Origin of the sequence: Enterococcus italicus (assembly GCF_023743875.1) — a bacterium.
Taxonomy (GTDB): Bacteria; Bacillota; Bacilli; order Lactobacillales; family Enterococcaceae; genus Enterococcus_G; species Enterococcus_G italicus.
The window spans coordinates 637,371-654,196 of sequence record NZ_JAMRVB010000001.1 but is presented as its reverse complement, the minus strand read 5'-3'; the positions used below and the strand labels follow the sequence as shown (position 1 = coordinate 654,196).

Here is a 16,826-nt window from a genome sequence, read left to right as displayed (position 1 = left end):
CTATCCTAAGATTAATTCCTCGATTCTGCTTGCAAAGCCTTTATCTAGGATGCCGATTACCATTCTTGGTTTTCCGATGGCATTGGTCAGCTCCTCAGCTGTATAACAATCAAAAACAGGAACGTTGTAATACGAGCATTTATCTTTTACTTTTTTCTGGGTGTTTTTTCCTGCATCACTTGCTAGTAGCACGACTTGCGCTTTATTTGAGCGAATGGCTTGGATTGTCAAGTCTTCACCAGATATGATTTTGCGCGCGCGTGTAGCTAATCCTAGTAGGTTTAATACTTTTTGCCTATTCATTAGCAAATAGTTCTTTTCTTGCTTTTTGATGCGTCACGTAGGCCAATAGCTCTTCGTAAAAGGCATCTGTTAGCTTGACTTCTAAAACACGGTCTAAAATCTTCTTATCCCAAGCTGCTTGTGCTTCTTTGGGATCCAAAGCAATATAAGCACCCCGACCAGGCATTCTACCTGATGGATCGATGGCTACTTCGCCTTCTTTCGAACGCGCAATGCGGACCAATTCTTTTTTGGGAAAAAGCTCTCCGGAGACAACTGATTTTCTTAAAGGAATTTTTCGTTTTTTCATCATCATCCCCCTTTTTTTGTTACTCTTCCGTTTGCTCTGCTTCAAGTGTCGCTACTTCGGTGTCTTCACTCACACCAGCCTGTGCTTCTTGACGATCTAGTTCTTCGTAAAATTCAGCCATATCTGATTCTGATTTAATGTCGATCTTATGGCCAGTTAATTTCGCTGCTAGACGCGCATTTTGGCCACGTTTACCAATTGCTAGTGACAATTGATAGTCGGGTACAACGACTGTACAAGCTTTTGGATTCGTTGTATCAAATAATACGTCTGTGACTTCTGCAGGGTTTAAGGCATTTGCGATAAAGATAGCTGAATCTTCATCCCACTCCACGATATCCATATTTTCCCCTTTTAATTCGTTTACCAATGCTTGAACACGTTGGCCTTTTGGTCCGACACATGTCCCTACTGGATCGATATTATCATCGTGTGAACGAACGGCAATTTTTGAACGATCGCCGGCTTCACGTGCAATGCTAACGATTTCGACTGTACCATCATAAACTTCTGGTACTTCTTGTTCAAATAAACGACGTAGTAAATCTGGGTGGCTACGACTAACAAAGACTTGCGGTCCTTTTGACGTATTTTCAACGCGTGACACATATACTTTGATCCGGTCATGTGGTTGGTAGAATTCATTGGCCATTTGATCTTGTTTAGAAAGCACGGCTTCGATTTTCCCAAGGTTAACGTAGATGTAGCGACTATCCTGGCGTTCAACAATCCCTTGCATAATATCTTTCTCATACGCACTAAACTCATTATAAATAATGGAGCGTTCTGCTTCACGGACACGTTGTAAGATGACTTGTTTTGCCGTTTGAGCAGCAATTCGTCCAAAATCTTTTGGTGTCACTTCGAAACGGATTTTGTCGCCAATTTCGTATGCAGGATTAATCGTCATTGCTTCTTTTAAGGACACTTCAAGCTGCGAATCCATTACTTCTTCTGTCACTTCTTTCACAGCATAGACATGGATATTTCCTTTTTTACGGTCAAACTCCACTTCAACATTTTGCGATTGTCCATAGTGACGTTTGTACGCTGAAATTAATGCGGCTTCGAGTGCATCGATAACAATATCTTTTGAAATTCCTTTTTCTGCCTCTAACGCATCTAGAGCGTTCAACATTTCTTTACTCATTTTGTGATTGATCCTCCATTATTAAAATTGAATTGCTAAACGAGCTTTCGCAATATTTTTTCGTTCAAAGGTTTGGGTTTTGGTACGTGTTTTGATTCGATAAGTCAAAGTCAATGTCTCCGCCTCAACCGCATCTAAGATTCCTTCATATTGCTTTTCCCCGTCAACAGCTTGGTAAAGCGATAGATGGACAAATGAACCCACAGCTTTTTCATAATCTTTTTCTTTCTTTAGCGGACGTTCCGCACCGGGTGAAGAAATTTCAAGAAAATACGCTTGCGGAATTGGATCGGGATCAATGCTATCAAGTTTTTCACTTAACATCTCACTTACCCAAGCACATTCCTCAATATCAATGCCTTCTTCTTTGTCTATAAAGACTCTTAAAAACCAACTCTTGCCCTCTTTGACAAACTCTACTTCTACTAATTCAAAATGCTTTGAATCTAAAATAGGTACCACTAAATCGGTCACAGTTTGAACCACTGTACTCAACAGCTATCGCCCCCTTTTTATTGAATACTAGGCTATCATTTCATTAAAAAGAGTGAGGGATAAATATCCCTCACTCAACCTAAGTATCATTACATTCGTAATCATAGCATATTTTCCTTCTAAATTCAACCGTTTGTGATTAGATCACTCTTTTGCCAACAGTTGATCCTGTTATTAGAATGAATACTTATACGCTACTTATTTGTTATCGTTACCAGTACGACTGTAATTTTGAACATCTGCAACAATTGCATCTACAAACATATTAAGCTCTTCAACTGCTGTTTCTTTGCTGCCATAGCGACGGATATTGACTGTCGTGTCATTCATTTCTTGATCACCAACAACTAATTGGTACGGAATTTTTTGTGTTTGTGCTGCGCGAATCTTGTAGCCCATTTTTTCATTCCGATCGTCAACTTCGGCACGAATCCCTTTTCCTAGTAAGCGTTCTTTCACTTCGTAGGCATATTCACTGTGTGCATCGACTGATACTGGAATAATTTCGACTTGGACTGGTGCTAACCAAGTCGGAAATGCACCTTTGTATACTTCAGTCAAGTAAGCAACAAACCGTTCCATCGTTGAAACAATTCCGCGGTGAATCATCACTGGACGATGGCTATTTTCGCCATCTTCACCGACGTATGTTAATTCAAAACGTTCAGGAAGTAAAAAGTCTAATTGAATAGTAGACAATGTTTCTTCCATCCCTAGCGCTGTTTTTACTTGAACATCTAATTTTGGTCCGTAAAAGGCTGCTTCACCTTCTGCTTCAAAATAATCCAATCCTAATTCGTCCATCGCAGCTTTGATCATTTTTTGCGCATTTTCCCACATTTCATCATCATCAAAGTATTTGTCTGTATTATTAGGGTCACGGTAACTCAAACGGAATCGATAATCGTCAATCCCAAAGTCTTTGTAGACAGCAGTCATTAAATCCAATGTCCGCTTGAATTCGTCTTTGATCTGGTCCGGTCTCACAAATGTATGACCATCATTTAATGTCATTTCACGTACCCGTTGCAAACCAGATAACGCACCCGATTTTTCATAGCGGTGCATCATACCTAGTTCCGCAATGCGGATTGGCAATTCACGATACGAGTGAATATCATTTTTGTACACCATAATGTGGTGTGGGCAATTCATTGGTCTTAAGACCAACATTTCGCCATCTCCCATGTCCATTGGTGGAAACATATCTTCATGATAATGATCCCAGTGACCAGAAGTCTTATATAGATTCACGTCTGCCATAATTGGTGTATAGACATGCATATATCCTAGGCTGACTTCTTTATCTACGATGTAGCGTTCAATGATGCGGCGAATAGTGGCACCTTTTGGTAACCAAAACGGCAAGCCAGAACCAACTTCTTTTGAAACCATAAATAAATCTAGTTCTTTTCCTAATTTGCGGTGGTCGCGTTCTTTTGCTTCCTCGCGCATACGGATAAACTCTTTTAAGTCTTTTTTGTCAAAAAATGCTGTTCCATAGATTCGTTGCATCATGTGATTGTCAGATTTCCCGCGCCAATAAGCACCGGCTACTGATAATAATTTGAAGACTTGAATGCGACCAGTTGACGGCACGTGTGGGCCACGGCACAAATCAACGAAATCACCTTGCTTGTATGCTGTAATCACTTCATCTGCAGGCAATTCAGTAATTAATTCCACTTTGTAGGGATCACTAGCAAACAATTCCAGTGCTTCCTCTTTCGATAGAACCATGCGTTCGATTGGATGATTTTCTTTGATTACTTTCATCATTTCTACTTCAATTGCAGGTAAGTCCTCAGCTGTAATCGGATGCTCCCCATTATCAGTATCATAATAAAAGCCTGAATCAATCGCTGGTCCTACACCAAAATGAATTCCTGGATACAATCGGTGCATCGCATGCGCCATTAAATGCGCAGATGAGTGACGTAATAAAGGCAGAGCATCTTCATGATCAGGAGTCACGATTTCAATTTTTGCATCTTCTTCTAATGGAAGAGTTAAGTCAATTAATTTGCCATTCACTTTACCCGCTAGTGCTTTTTTCGCTAGACTTTTCGAAATGCTCTCGGCAATCTCTTTTGTTGTTACTCCTTGTTCAAATTCTTTTACAGCTCCATCAGGAAATGTAATTTTTATCATCAGTCTTCCTCCTTATTTTCCTCTGTTGTAAACAAAAAGTCCTAGTAGAGTCGTGACTCTACTAGGACGAATAAACGTGGTTCCACCTAATCTTTAAATACCAAACTGGTATCTCTCAACGTGATAACGGTGCGACCGCTTCTGCTTCAACAGAAGTCTCGAAAGTGGTCCGCAGTTGGTTTTCTTCCAAGAGTGTCTCAGCCTAGCACTCTCTCTCTGATGGAGGACTCTCAAATTTGGGTGTCTTTCTCTTCAATCTTTATGGATTTATTTAACCACTAATTAAACGCAATTGCAAGAGCTAGCTTTTCAATTACCCTCTCATTTTAACTTGATAGGCCTTTTTCACTGCTTTGTAGATTAGCCAATTAGAGGTTCGTAAGTTAAATTCTCCTGAATACTCACAAATCAGTGGTTGGAAATTCTTTTTAAACTGAATCAGACCATCATTAAGGTGGCCATCAATTCCGCCTAAATTACAATAGCTATAACCCTTCTTGCCAGCTTGAACAATTGATTCATACCACGTGTAGTAAGCTGGCATATAATGCTTAAAGGCTTCATCCATGCCTGCATAAAGCAATTCACACGTATCGCCATAAGGGACGGTCAACGTTCCACTGATGTAGCGTTCTTTCTCCCCATGTATTGTAATATCTTGCTCAAGTTGCGCGAGTTCTTTTTCTAAACTATGTTTTGTTTCGACTAATTTATTCTTTTTCTTTGTTTGGTTTTCAGCGAGATTTGCGATTGCTTGCTGATTTTCAGCTAATAATCTTTGAACCGCTTGTCGCCGTTTTCCGGGATTAATTTTCCCTACTATCAGAAAAGAATCTGGATAGACTGTTAATAATTTACGAAAATAAGCTTCATTTCTAAGAGAAATGCCTTTTCGTTCGGCAGTTTTTTTCATTAGCTCAGCAAATATAGCAACTTTTTCCACGCCGCACATTTCAAGTTCCACTCCGCGTTTTTTGGCCGTTTGTACGCCTTGGCGCCCTTTTTTGGTCAAACGTTGCAACTGATACTCCTTGCATTCAACGACTGCTTGGAAGCGAGGTTGAATGGTCGCATGCAAATCCAAAGTTAACGGCTCATGCTCAAAGCCAGCGTCTACAAGATTTTGAACTTTCCCTTGATTGCTAATCACTGGTTTTTCGTCCATCTTAAAAGCAGAACGCAAAATAGGTGGATCTAGACGAACAAAGACAGCGTGATGCTCTTTAGCAATTCGTTTTAATTCTTTGACAAAACCTGTGACCGTTTCTTTTTCATATGCCATGATTGGACCTTTAGGAATGTAAAAAAAGGATTGCCGTAAAGGTAACTTTTTTTTTAAGATTAATACTGTCCCGATCAATTTTTGATTCGCATAAAATCCAAAGGGTAAGCTTTGCCAACCAGTTTTAATTTCTCCCCATTGATACGATTGCAAAATTGTTGCTTGTTCCAAGCGATGATGGGCAAGCGAAAATTCTTCTTCAGAGATGTGTTTTAACTCGTAGTTCACAAATTCTTCCTCCTAATACTATGGAAATCAAACAAGCCTTATATTAAAAGAGATGCCTTCGAAAGTCAAACAAAGGAAAGTTTCTTGATGGAATACGTGCAAAACTATGCTATACTTTTAAAGCATCTTTAAGGAGGTACTTTCTATGAATGAACGAGATTACGAACGAAAACACCTAAGCAAAACGATTGATCTGATTTCAGGTGAAGAAGCGTTAATCGAAAAACAACAGCAAGAATTAACGACAAACTTACAGTCAAAATTAAAAGAGTTAACTGACAATAAAATCAATACCGGTAACGAAGAAGCATTTTATGAATCCGTGATAGCTTATCAAGAACATGAGAAAGAAGTGCAACTAACCTACCAAACAACCGAAGCAAAACAAAAACGTCTTACTACGCTTGCAACAATGAAAAATGCACCGTATTTTGCGCGTATTGATTTCACTGAAGATCAGGATGCTAAAGAAACGTTGTATCTAGGGATCGCATCCTTGCGCGATATGACTGATGAACCTGTGATTGTTGACTGGCGTGCCCCGATTGCCAATTTGTATTACGAAGGCGAGCTAGGTGAGACCTACTATGAAACCGATCAAGAGCGCTTTGATGTGACACTCTCATTAAAAAGACAATTCAAAATTCAAGATGGTCAACTGATTTCAATGGTTGATACATCAGAAGTTATCAATGATGAATTTTTGCTAGAAATATTAGATGAAGCATCCAGTTCTCAAATGAAAAACATTGTGAGCACCATTCAAAAAAGTCAAAACGAGATCATTCGTGACACTGAAAATCGTATCGTTTTAATTGAAGGGATTGCGGGCAGTGGTAAAACCAGTGCCTTGTTACAACGTGTCGCCTTTTTACTTTATCGCCACCGCAAATGGTTGAAAGATTCGCAAGTCTTACTTTTTAGTCCAAATCATTTGTTTTCAGATTATATCTCGATGGTTTTACCTTCTTTAGGAGAAAGTGAAATACCGACCAAAACCTTTGTCGAATTTCTATATGAATTATTACCTAACTATACACTGAAGCAAAAAGACACTCAGGAAGAGACCTTTTTAACAGGTGACGAAAATAAAATTGAAACGACGAAAAATAGTTTGGCCTATCTGCAAAAAATCAAACCCTATATTCAAAGTATCCAAGCATTTGGTCCTCTTTTCAGAAACATTAGCCTGAATGGAAAAGTCTACATTGATAAAAAGACAATTCGCCAATGGTATTTGCAAACCAATGACTTGCTCCCTTTATACCAACGCACGCAATTATTACAAGAAAAGCTACTAAAAAAACTAGGTGGCTTAGTGATGGATGAAATGCGCCAAGATTGGGTCAAAGAATTAGCAGACGAAAAGCTTATCCAATACATGAAAGATCATCCGCATCAAGAATACACGGAAGCATCTGAAAAAACGCTCTTAAAAAAAATTAAGCGCAGTATTGTGCAAAAAAGATTTGCAGCGATGAAGCGTACGATTCAGTCTTTCCGTTTTATTCATTTGCCGATGCAATACCTTCATTTCTTGCAACAAGTGACACCGACATTGGAAAAAGACTTACAAGTAGCGCCTGAACAGTGGGCCGAACATCTCAATCAATTAAAACAAGATTTCCGAGACAAAGCACTAGCAAGTGAAGATGCCGTATTGTTTTTCTTATTACTAAAAGCAGTTTTCCCAATCGACGTGGCCCAAAAAGCACGCTTTATTTTTATCGATGAAATGCAAGACTTTCCACCAGCCCAAGTCGCCTTATTGAAGGAACTTTATCCAGATGCCGCTATGACCTTATGTGGAGACTTAAACCAAAAAGTTCTAGGTAACGATACGATTGTCGCCCATTTGGCCAACCTTTTCCCAACGCAGAAGGTAAAAAGGTATCAATTAACGACGAGTTACCGTTCAACAGCCGAAATCACAGCCGTGGCCAATCAATTTTTATCTCAAGACGACACAGTGAAGCTGACTGCTCGAAATGGCGAGAAGCCACTCGTATGTCTAGGATCAAGTGAGGCTCAACGCACCTATTTACTAAATGAGCTAGCACAAAGACAAAGCCAGCCTACGCATTGGCGCACAGCAATCATCACAAAAACAGTCGCCGAAGCACAAAATTTGTATGAACAATTTGATGAAGATACCAAACAATTCGTACAGCTAATCGATACAGAAGATACCTTTATGAAACGATCCACAATTATTATCCCAGCCTTTTTGGCTAAGGGCTTGGAGTTTGATGAAGTATACGTTTGGAATATTTCAAGCGACTTTACATCGACACATGATCAGTTAATCTTATATACAATGATTAGTCGTGCGATGCATCAGCTAACCATTCTAAGTGACAATCAATCACCGTTACTTAGCAAAATCGATAAAGAATCAGTTACCTTCAAACCCATTTAAAAAGGGATTGTGACAAAAGAATTTTGTGCCACTGATTCTGAATAAAACTATAAATCATCTACACGTAAAAAGGTAAAAAGACCAGAAAATCCAAAAAGTTTGAGAAATAACTTCCGGATTTTCTGGTCTTCCTTTGTAACTCGACATTTTTTTGCCGCTTTATTCTGATAAACTAATTTCTTCTGCTATATTTGAATAATCAAATTCAGTATCTAAAAATTCAGCTTCTTTAGGAAAGTCTTGAATAAGGTTTGCATAATCTTGAATTTCAACTGTTACATCTTCCACTACATAATCAAGAACATGTCCGCCAAATTTTTGATCATCCGAAATAAAATGAATATGGAACCCAGCTACTGAGGTGCCATGAAACAACGCCGGTGAATAGAACCCAACAATCGATCCTTTTATTTCGTCTGCATAGAAATTAGGTTGCTCTACTTCCGAAAACCGAATATAAGGAGGTTCTTGCTTAGGCATAGCGCGAGTATGCATTTTTTTAAATGTACCTGAAATTTTCACACCGGCAAAAAGATTTTTACTGCGCATTTTATCTAAAATCAACGCTTCAATCGCTTCATTATCAAGCTCATCTTGAATGGTGAACGTATGATTCGCATGAAAATGTGCAATCGCTCCGTACGGTAATTTTTCTTCTCCTTCTAAGTGAACAACATAACCTTTCGCACTCATCTTAAAAGCTTGACCATCTAAAACGACTAATTCGCCATCGACGCCATCCATCGTTCCAATTCCGAAATCACCATGTTTTAAGAAATCATTAATGGTATCTGTACCATCCATAGCCCCTGCCATTAAGGAGCCAATTGTTCCGTATTGATATAAAGAATTTTTTGACATTCTTTTTCACTCCTAATTAATAAAATTGATCGGGCAAGATTGATTCACCTAGCTCTTCGTTTGCTGAGTAGTCGACAGGAATATCAATAATCACTGGACCTTCCGTCGCAAATCCTTCTTGAATAGCTTTCGCTAATTCGTCTTTTGATGTTGCTCGTAGTCCTTTTGCACCAAACGCTTCTGCATATTTCACAAAATCAACTGGTCCAAAATCCACTCCTGATGAGCGATCGTACTTCATCACTTCTTGGAACTCAACCATATTGTAACGACCGTCATTCCAAATAAGATGTACAATGTTTAGTTTTTTGCGTACAGCTGTTTCTAAATCTTGAGCTGAGAAAAGGAAGCCACCATCACCTGAAACAGAAATAATTTGCGTATTCGGACGAACCAAGGCTGCACCAATTGCCCAAGGAAGCGCCACACCTAACGTTTGCATCCCATTACTAAATAAGAGCTTACGTGGTTCATAACTTCTAAAATGACGAGCCATCCAAATATAGTGACTACCTACATCGACCGTCACTGTCATTTCGTCAGTAACCGCATTTTGTAATGTATCAATAATATCTAAAGGATGCAATAATCCTTCTGTTTTGATTTCAGGAACTTCATCTCGTTCGACTAGTTTTTGTTGCAATTCTTTCAAGTATTCTTGTGAATCGTTTGGTAGTTGGTACGTTTTAATTTCTTCCGTTAATAAATCTAACGTATCAGAAATACTACCGATTAATTCTCTTTCTGGTTGCATGTATGGATCAATTTCAGCTGGGATTTTATCTATTACTATTATACGAGCATCTTTTTCTGCGTTCCAGTTACGCGCTTCATATTCAATCGGATCATACCCAACTGCGATCACTAAATCACTACGTTTTAGTAACATGTCTCCTAATTGGTTTCTAAATAAGCCGACACGACCGAAGAAACGATCTTCCAATTCTCTGGAAATGACGCCTGCTGCTTGGAACGTTTCAACGACTGGCAATTTCGCTGTAGATACCAATGAACGAATGGCGTCACTTTCAGCCTCACTAGATCCACGCATACCAACTAGCAATACAGGTAATTTTGCTTCTTTAATGCGTTTGACCAAATAAGCAATATCTTCTTTTGATGCAGAACCTAGTCGTGGTTTACTTAATGGTCGAATGCTTTCGCCTTTGACAGGTGCATCTACCACGTCTTGCGGAATACTAATAAAGCTAGCGCCCTTTTTATTGGTGCGCGCATTACGATACGCATTGGCAATCACCTCAGAAATTGTTTCTGGATCTTGAATTTCAGCAGTGTATTTTGTGATTGGTTTAAATAATGCTGCATTATCCATACTTTGATGTGTTAATTTAAGTAGATCGCTACGTTTTACTTGACCAGCAATTGCTAATACTGGGTCTCCTTCTGCTGTAGCTGTTACTAATCCGGTTGCCAAATTACTTGCACCTGGGCCACTTGTCGCAATAACGACTCCCGGTTTGCCTGTAATACGTCCAACAGCTTGGGCCATAAAAGCCGCATTTTGTTCATGACGAGTAACAATCAGTTCCGGCCCTTTATCCTCTAAAGTATCGAATACTCGATCTATTTTTGCTCCAGGTATACCAAATACGTAATCAACATCATGGTTAATCAAACTATCGACAACCATATCTGCTCCATGTTTTACAACAGCGGACATCTGTAACACTTCTTTCTTTAATTGTTATATTTTTTTATTGTTTTTGAAAAAAAAAACCATTAAATTGGCGTTTTTCTGTTTCAATAAATGCAGTATAACACAAGAAAATAAAAATGGTTAGTGTTTTGTTTCAGAAAATAAAAGTATTTTTTCAAAAAAAGCGTCTCTTAACAGCTCCCTGGCAAAAAAATTAAAAAAATTTTCAATACTATTTTGTTTTTTCTTATTTCTCTTTCTTCTATCCATTTTTGTCCTATCATCTTTGTTTTTTTATATGTCACAAAAATAAAATATGATATGATAAGCACAAGATCTTTATTGAAGAGGGTGAATGAATTGTTCGGAGATGCTATAAAGTTGCAACCTTTTGACCGTATCTTAAGTGGTTTTGATAAGCTAACAGAGCTTGCCGTCTCTATTTCTGATTGTTCCAAAATTACTGAGAAATATCGCTATCTAGGAATAACCGGCTACAAGATTGGGGATTTTTCTGGTAATTGTTTTATAAATCGTTATTTACCTTGTGAGTTTTACCGTGTACCAATGTTGATTTATCGTTCTCGCTATTTGATTCCATTGGTCTTTCGCGATTCACCAGAGTCACACTTACTTTTTCAAGAATCATATCGTATTCCATCGTTAATTCAGCTAATTGATTGGGAACTACACTTTAATCCTAAATCAATCATTATTGATTCAGTGGCGAATAACTATTCCTATGCAGAAAAAGAATTGTTTGTACTTGATACAGGCTACCTCACATTTCGTTTGGCCGAAATTATAGATGTGGCAAGTTTCCCTGTCAGCAAGATGGCTTCTTATGAAGAATTTTTAAGTTGGAATCGCGAGGCTCATTTGTTGGACAATGGTCATAAAGGACGTCATAGTATGATTTTAAATATTGATAATGACCGTGAACGCACGGAGTTACAGTTAGTATTAGCAATCATTCAAAATAAGTACCCACATAAACAATTATTTCAATTGCCACAAATAAATAGAATTTCAGAAAAAATCTGATTTCTTCTATCTTTTGTAACTATTAAAGAGTGCTGGACAGAAATAATTCTTTGGTTTAACCAAAACGGCGAGACAGATTAGCAAGTTAGGAAAAATAGACCAGAAAATTCAAAGGTAAGAAATACCTTCTGAATTTTCTGGTCTATTTACTTGTTACTGGACAGTTCTGTCTCAGCCTTTTTATTCTTCGTCTAATTCCACATTGTGGTAAATATTTTGCACATCTTCTAAATCATCTAAGACGCTGATCATTTTTTCAAACTTCTCTAAATCATCACCCGCGAGAGTAACTTCGTTTTGAGGAATCATTTGCATTTCAGCGATACTAAATTCAGTGATTCCTTTTTCATTCAATGCTGTTTGAATTTCGTGGAAATCTTCAGGTTCACCATAAACAAAGATTTGATCCTCTTCCGCAGTCACATCGCGAACATCAATATCTTTTTCCATTAAGTACTCAAGAATCTCATCTGCATCTTCACCAGCAAAACCAAATAAAGCTGTGTTATCAAACATGTAAGAAACAGCACCAGAGACACCCATATTCCCACCATTCTTACCAAAAGCCGCTCGTACATCTGCAGCTGTGCGGTTCACATTATTGGTTAATGTGTCAACGATAACCATTGAGCCATTCGGACCAAATCCTTCATAACGCAACTCAGAAAACTGTTCGTCACCAGATCCTTTTGCCTTTTCAATTGCGCGATCAATAATGTGTTTTGGTACATTATATGTTTTGGCACGATCAATAACAAATTTTAATTTTTGGTTTGCATGTGGATCTGGATCCCCTGATTTTGCTGCTGCATAGATTTCGATACCGAATTTGGCATAAATTTTACTATTATTTGCGTCCTTCGCAGTTTTTTTCGCTACGATATTTGCCCATTTACGACCCATAATTTCACTTCACTTTCAATTTTTTCGTTCTTATTCAGTAAAACATCGTCCTTATTATACTTGGCTTAGGTCAACTTGTGAAGCATTTTGTTATGGTTTCTTACTCAAAAAAGCATAGCGACCAAAATTTTGTTCTACTACCAAGGGATTAGCTAGCTGATACATGCGGTCTGCTTTCAGTGTCAATGGAAAGGCTTGCGCTTCTTTCTTGGCAAAGCGAGAAACAATTGGCAGCTTTCCATTTGCCTGTTTTAGTATCTGTTTCCCCTTTTCGTTAAATGCTAACGGCCGAATCGCTGGATGCTGCCACTGCGCCTGCATTTGTTCTGTCGAAATTGCCAATAATGTATATAGACAAAGTCGTTGGACTCTGGCTTTCGCATAACGCTTAGAGGAGACGCTTTCCATAAATTCTGAAAAGCCAGCGCATTCATTGGCCTTTTTTTGCAGTCGATACTCAAGCCCGTCCACCATTTGATAGATGCCTTTAAGCTGCTCTAGGCTATCCATTTGCAATCGGTATTTTAAAAATGGCCATAAGCTCTCCCAGTCATGTACACTTGCTTCTAAAGAAATCATCGTCTCTTTCGGTACAAACGAACAAACAGATTGCTTATTAGACACGGCCAAACGAATTGCCGTAGCACTTGCAATTTCTCCTTTTAATTCTGTCGAATGATATTCGGCTTGCTTTCTGTCGATTGCAAACAACTCCATTGGGTGAACTAATTCTGCATTCTCTTTTGCATAGCTCAAAGCAAGAATGTGATTCGGTTGATTTTCCTCAAAATTCATATCAGGAAAATGGTTCGTCATGCTTTGCATCATTTTTTGTGCATAAGATAACCGCGGATCAGTTATTTGTTTAAAGCTTTCTTGGATATTCGCTTTATTTTCTTTATACAGTTGTCCAAAGTGCGCATAATCAAATGATTGACTAGAGTCTGAACCAAAACAAAGCGCAGTACAGCCTATATCTGCCAAAAGCTGAATCGCACCTCTTGCAAAAAAATCTGCTGATTGCACCGCCCACTCAAAAGGCAATTCAATCACTAAATCCACCCCGTTAGCCACTGCAGCTTGTGCTCGTTGCCATTTGTCGATAATGGCTGGCTCTCCGCGTTGCAAAAAATTACCCGACATCACTGCGACGATGACGTCAGCATTCGTTTTTTCTCTCGCCATTTGGACATGGTAAGCATGTCCATTATGAAACGGATTGTATTCGGCAATAATTCCACATACCTTCACAGCTACTCGCCTCTCTTACTTTCGAAAAAGGAGTGTGACAAAAGTCCGTCACACTCCTTTATGGATCGACGGTGTTTTAAAAGCAGCACTCCTTACATCGGAGCTAAACTTTTTATCCTAACCGCTCTAACTATTATCCCGTTATTTTTGACAAACAAAAAACCAACGGCGACTTTTTTCATTTGGTTCACTATCAATAAAATCAGCATAGGTTTCCACTGATGAAAAGCCTGCATTTTCAAGCATGCGGACATATGTTTCTAATGGATAGGTTCGCTCCTGATGCAGTTCATCTGCACGTTCAAACTTTCCTTCTTGATCCGCTACAAAAAATGTTAAGAAATGCTCGATACTATGTGGCGCTTCCCCTTTATAACTTTCCCAAAGAAATGCAAAATCATCAGTCTGATAATGATAGTTGTAATCAGGAAATACCTCATCAATTTGATAGGTCGAATGAACATCAAACAAAAATCGTCCATCCTCTTCTAAGATTCCATAGACCCCATCAAATACTTGCTGAACATCCTCTTCTTCTTTCATATAGCACAGTGAATCAGAGAAACAAGTAACGGCTTGGTAAATTCCGACATTGGTCAGATCCAACATATCACCTTCGACAAATTGAACCGTCACATCTTCTTCAAGGGCTCGTTGAGAAGCAATCATCAGCATTTCTTCTGATAGATCCAAAGCCGTCACGTCGTAGCCTTTACCGGCAAACTCGACCGCTAATGCTCCCGTGCCACATGCTAATTCCAATAATTGGTTGCGATTTCCTAAGTGACGCTTTGAGAAATCAAACCAACGCTGATACAACTGACTATCCATTACCTCGTCATAGACAAAGGTAAACGTCTCATAAGACATTACTCATCAATCCATTCACTAACGTTAACTAAAGGTGCATCGGACCATAATTTTTCTAAATTATAAAACGTACGCTCTGAGTGACTGAAAACATGCACAATCACATCGCCTAAATCAATCAAGACCCACTTTGCGGAATCTTTGCCTTCAATTTGTTTGATTTGGACTTGTGCTTCACTTTCTTTGTCAATAATTGTGTCAGCAATCGCTTGAATTTGACGTTCATTTGTTCCTGAGCAAATCATGAAGTAGTCAGCTAATAGTGACACCTCTTTCACATCTAATACTAAAATATCCTCTGCTCTTTTTGAATCCGCAGCTTTGACCGCAAGTTCTATCATTTTTTCGCTTGTAATCATAAATCCTCCTAAATTACTGTTTTTGCGCTACCCAACGATTGTACGTTTCAATCGTTTTAGGGTAAATACGTGCTTCTTTTTCAATTAAAAATGCAAGTGTTTGTTTTGTTTCATAGGCTACTGCAGCATCCAAATTTTCTTTGGCTAGTGCGCGTGCTTTGTTGACACCTGGAAAGTCTCTACCGGGCTCGATATAATCAGCAACATAGATGACTTTGTCTAGTGGTGTCATTTCAGCTGCACCAGTCGTATGAACGGTGATCGCATGCAAAATATCAGTATCATTAATCCCAAGTTCTCGTTCTACTAAATATGCACCCACTACACCATGCCAGATTGCATTACTCCACTCTTTTAAATCTGGGTCTAACCCTTCTGAGTCAATCACAGCAAAAAAATCTGCTTGTGAGCGTTCTTTAGCATAATCATGTGTCAGAGCTGCGATACTCGCTTTTTCTACGGAAACGCCATTGTCTTTGGCCAATTGCATAGCGGCTTTTTCTACACCTAACACATGTTTGAAGCGTTTTTCGCTCATGTGACTTTTCACGTGCTGCACTAACTCCTGGCGGGCTTCTTCTGAATAATTAGCAACAAAATCAATCAAGATACAGACCTTCTTTTGTGATATAGTTTTGAACTTCTCTTGGTAAAAAATAATTGGTCGAGCACCCTTCATGTAGCTTCTTTCGAATAATACTCGAACTAATATCGATGAACGGCACATCAATCCAAATGATTGGGTAAGGTGACTCTGTCGGGTATCCTGAGCGTTTGACACCAACGAAACGAACCAGTTGACTTAACTCATCAATTTTGTACCATTTTGGCAAATAGGCAACCATGTCGCCACCAATAATAAAATAATAATCCGTGTCAGGATTTTGCTCCGTTAAGTCTTTCATCGTGTCATAAGTATAGCTCTTCCCGCCTCGAGTAAGTTCGCTTGTCTCGATGGCCAATAAAGGGTTCGTTTCAATCGCCAACTCAATCATTTTTTGCCGATGAGCGCCAGCAATGGTCGGTTTCTTATCCACATGAGGGGGCTCACTTTCAGGCATTAGGTATACTTTTTCAAGTCCTAATGCATGCCCTACTTGGTCAGCAACTGTCAAATGTGCAAGATGAATCGGATTGAAGTTTCCTCCTAAAATGCCGACTTGTTTCCTTTGAGAGTGATCTGCTGCATAAGGAAAACTTTCGGTTTCAACACCTTTTGTCAGACATACCTTCATCAAAAGTCCCCCCTTACAATTTTGCTAATTCATTAGAGATAGCTTGGTTTTTTTCTTTTGAAGATGGCTTATACACGACCAATATACGGCCAATGATTTGCGCAATGCTACAGCCCACTTTTTCTTCTAGCACAGCTGCCACATCGCTTGCTTCTTCATCTGTATTTTGTAAAAGTGAGACTTTGATCAGCTCTCTTTTTTCAAGTGCTTCACCGATTTGGACGAGCATCGCGTCATTTACGCCACCTTTACCGATTTGGAAGATGGGGTTTAAATGATGTGCTTTGCTACGTAAAAATCGTTTTTGTTTTCCAGTTAAGTTCATAATA

Annotated in this window: 17 protein-coding genes; 2 read left to right on the top strand and 15 right to left on the bottom strand. The window is 38.9% G+C overall.

Annotated elements, in window-relative coordinates:
• From NE257_RS03180 to NE257_RS03155, 6 genes are all read right to left on the bottom strand, one after another.
• A complete protein-coding gene (locus NE257_RS03180) occupies positions 1–303 on the bottom strand; it encodes a YlxQ-related RNA-binding protein (RefSeq protein WP_251855008.1) in 303 nt (100 codons plus the stop codon).
• A complete protein-coding gene (rnpM, locus tag NE257_RS03175) occupies positions 296–592 on the bottom strand; it encodes an RNase P modulator RnpM (protein ID WP_040366765.1) in 297 nt (98 codons plus the stop codon). The genes NE257_RS03180 and rnpM overlap by 8 nt, the downstream gene beginning before the upstream one ends.
• 19 nt (positions 593–611) lie before the next feature.
• Positions 612–1,742 carry a transcription termination factor NusA gene (gene nusA, locus NE257_RS03170; protein ID WP_251855009.1) on the bottom strand — a complete coding sequence of 377 codons (1,131 nt, stop codon included), beginning with the start codon at positions 1,740–1,742 and terminating at the stop codon, positions 612–614.
• Between the two features lie 21 nt (positions 1,743–1,763).
• On the bottom strand, positions 1,764–2,237 hold the full coding sequence (rimP, locus tag NE257_RS03165; protein ID WP_040366767.1) for a ribosome maturation factor RimP: 474 nt from the start codon (positions 2,235–2,237) through the stop codon (positions 1,764–1,766).
• 198 nt (positions 2,238–2,435) lie between these two features.
• Positions 2,436–4,388: a threonine--tRNA ligase gene (gene thrS, locus NE257_RS03160; protein WP_251855010.1), complete on the bottom strand. Its 1,953-nt coding sequence runs from the start codon at positions 4,386–4,388 to the stop codon at positions 2,436–2,438.
• 313 nt (positions 4,389–4,701) lie between these two features.
• Positions 4,702–5,898: a peptidoglycan bridge formation glycyltransferase FemA/FemB family protein gene (locus NE257_RS03155; RefSeq protein WP_251885759.1), complete on the bottom strand. Its 1,197-nt coding sequence runs from the start codon at positions 5,896–5,898 to the stop codon at positions 4,702–4,704.
• Positions 5,899–6,043: 145 nt separating this feature from the next.
• Between NE257_RS03155 and helD the strand changes: the two genes are divergently transcribed.
• Positions 6,044–8,317 carry an RNA polymerase recycling motor HelD gene (helD, locus tag NE257_RS03150; protein WP_251855012.1) on the top strand — a complete coding sequence of 758 codons (2,274 nt, stop codon included), beginning with the start codon at positions 6,044–6,046 and terminating at the stop codon, positions 8,315–8,317.
• Positions 8,318–8,476: 159 nt separating this feature from the next.
• On the opposite strand, the gene budA is transcribed toward helD, so the two are convergent.
• Positions 8,477–9,178 (bottom strand): acetolactate decarboxylase, encoded by a 702-nt coding sequence (budA, locus tag NE257_RS03145; protein WP_251855013.1) that lies wholly within the window; start codon positions 9,176–9,178, stop codon positions 8,477–8,479.
• Positions 9,179–9,194: 16 nt separating this feature from the next.
• Positions 9,195–10,859: an acetolactate synthase AlsS gene (alsS, locus tag NE257_RS03140; protein WP_251855014.1), complete on the bottom strand. Its 1,665-nt coding sequence runs from the start codon at positions 10,857–10,859 to the stop codon at positions 9,195–9,197.
• Positions 10,860–11,186: 327 nt separating this feature from the next.
• On the opposite strand from alsS, the gene NE257_RS03135 reads away from it, so the two are divergent.
• Positions 11,187–11,879, top strand: coding sequence for a hypothetical protein (locus tag NE257_RS03135; RefSeq protein WP_211205539.1), 693 nt, complete (start codon positions 11,187–11,189; stop codon positions 11,877–11,879).
• Between the two features lie 180 nt (positions 11,880–12,059).
• Here NE257_RS03135 and NE257_RS03130 read toward each other — a convergent pair whose 3' ends face one another.
• The 7 genes from NE257_RS03130 to yhbY all read right to left on the bottom strand — a co-directional run bounded on the left by NE257_RS03130 (position 12,060) and on the right by yhbY (position 16,822).
• A complete protein-coding gene (locus NE257_RS03130; RefSeq protein ID WP_251851384.1) occupies positions 12,060–12,782 on the bottom strand; it encodes a YebC/PmpR family DNA-binding transcriptional regulator in 723 nt (240 codons plus the stop codon).
• Positions 12,783–12,872: 90 nt separating this feature from the next.
• Positions 12,873–14,033, bottom strand: coding sequence for a nucleotidyltransferase (locus NE257_RS03125; RefSeq protein WP_007208570.1), 1,161 nt, complete (start codon positions 14,031–14,033; stop codon positions 12,873–12,875).
• A 141-nt stretch (positions 14,034–14,174) separates the two neighbouring features.
• A complete protein-coding gene (locus NE257_RS03120; protein ID WP_251885758.1) occupies positions 14,175–14,903 on the bottom strand; it encodes a class I SAM-dependent DNA methyltransferase in 729 nt (242 codons plus the stop codon).
• Positions 14,903–15,262, bottom strand: coding sequence for a ribosome silencing factor (rsfS, locus tag NE257_RS03115; RefSeq protein ID WP_338127542.1), 360 nt, complete (start codon positions 15,260–15,262; stop codon positions 14,903–14,905). The genes NE257_RS03120 and rsfS overlap by 1 nt, the downstream gene beginning before the upstream one ends.
• A gap of 13 nt (positions 15,263–15,275) precedes the next feature.
• A complete protein-coding gene (yqeK, locus tag NE257_RS03110; protein WP_251851492.1) occupies positions 15,276–15,872 on the bottom strand; it encodes a bis(5'-nucleosyl)-tetraphosphatase (symmetrical) YqeK in 597 nt (198 codons plus the stop codon).
• A complete protein-coding gene (locus tag NE257_RS03105; RefSeq protein ID WP_251855292.1) occupies positions 15,862–16,497 on the bottom strand; it encodes a nicotinate-nucleotide adenylyltransferase in 636 nt (211 codons plus the stop codon). The genes yqeK and NE257_RS03105 overlap by 11 nt, the downstream gene beginning before the upstream one ends.
• Positions 16,498–16,510: 13 nt before the next feature.
• A complete protein-coding gene (gene yhbY / locus NE257_RS03100) occupies positions 16,511–16,822 on the bottom strand; it encodes a ribosome assembly RNA-binding protein YhbY (RefSeq protein ID WP_007208575.1) in 312 nt (103 codons plus the stop codon).
• Between the last annotated feature and the right edge of the window lie 4 nt (positions 16,823–16,826).

Coding starts and splice junctions, on each gene's coding strand:
- NE257_RS03180 (WP_251855008.1), bottom strand. CDS start 303: ATGAATAGGCAAAAAGTATTAAACCTACTAGGATTAGCTACACGCGCG.
- rnpM (WP_040366765.1), bottom strand. CDS start 592: ATGAAAAAACGAAAAATTCCTTTAAGAAAATCAGTTGTCTCCGGAGAG.
- nusA (WP_251855009.1), bottom strand. CDS start 1,742: ATGAGTAAAGAAATGTTGAACGCTCTAGATGCGTTAGAGGCAGAAAAA.
- thrS (WP_251855010.1), bottom strand. CDS start 4,388: ATGATAAAAATTACATTTCCTGATGGAGCTGTAAAAGAATTTGAACAA.
- helD (WP_251855012.1), top strand. CDS start 6,044: ATGAATGAACGAGATTACGAACGAAAACACCTAAGCAAAACGATTGAT.
- budA (WP_251855013.1), bottom strand. CDS start 9,178: ATGTCAAAAAATTCTTTATATCAATACGGAACAATTGGCTCCTTAATG.
- alsS (WP_251855014.1), bottom strand. CDS start 10,859: ATGTCCGCTGTTGTAAAACATGGAGCAGATATGGTTGTCGATAGTTTG.
- NE257_RS03130 (WP_251851384.1), bottom strand. CDS start 12,782: ATGGGTCGTAAATGGGCAAATATCGTAGCGAAAAAAACTGCGAAGGAC.
- NE257_RS03120 (WP_251885758.1), bottom strand. CDS start 14,903: ATGTCTTATGAGACGTTTACCTTTGTCTATGACGAGGTAATGGATAGT.
- rsfS (WP_338127542.1), bottom strand. CDS start 15,262: ATGATTACAAGCGAAAAAATGATAGAACTTGCGGTCAAAGCTGCGGAT.
- NE257_RS03105 (WP_251855292.1), bottom strand. CDS start 16,497: ATGAAGGTATGTCTGACAAAAGGTGTTGAAACCGAAAGTTTTCCTTAT.
- yhbY (WP_007208575.1), bottom strand. CDS start 16,822: ATGAACTTAACTGGAAAACAAAAACGATTTTTACGTAGCAAAGCACAT.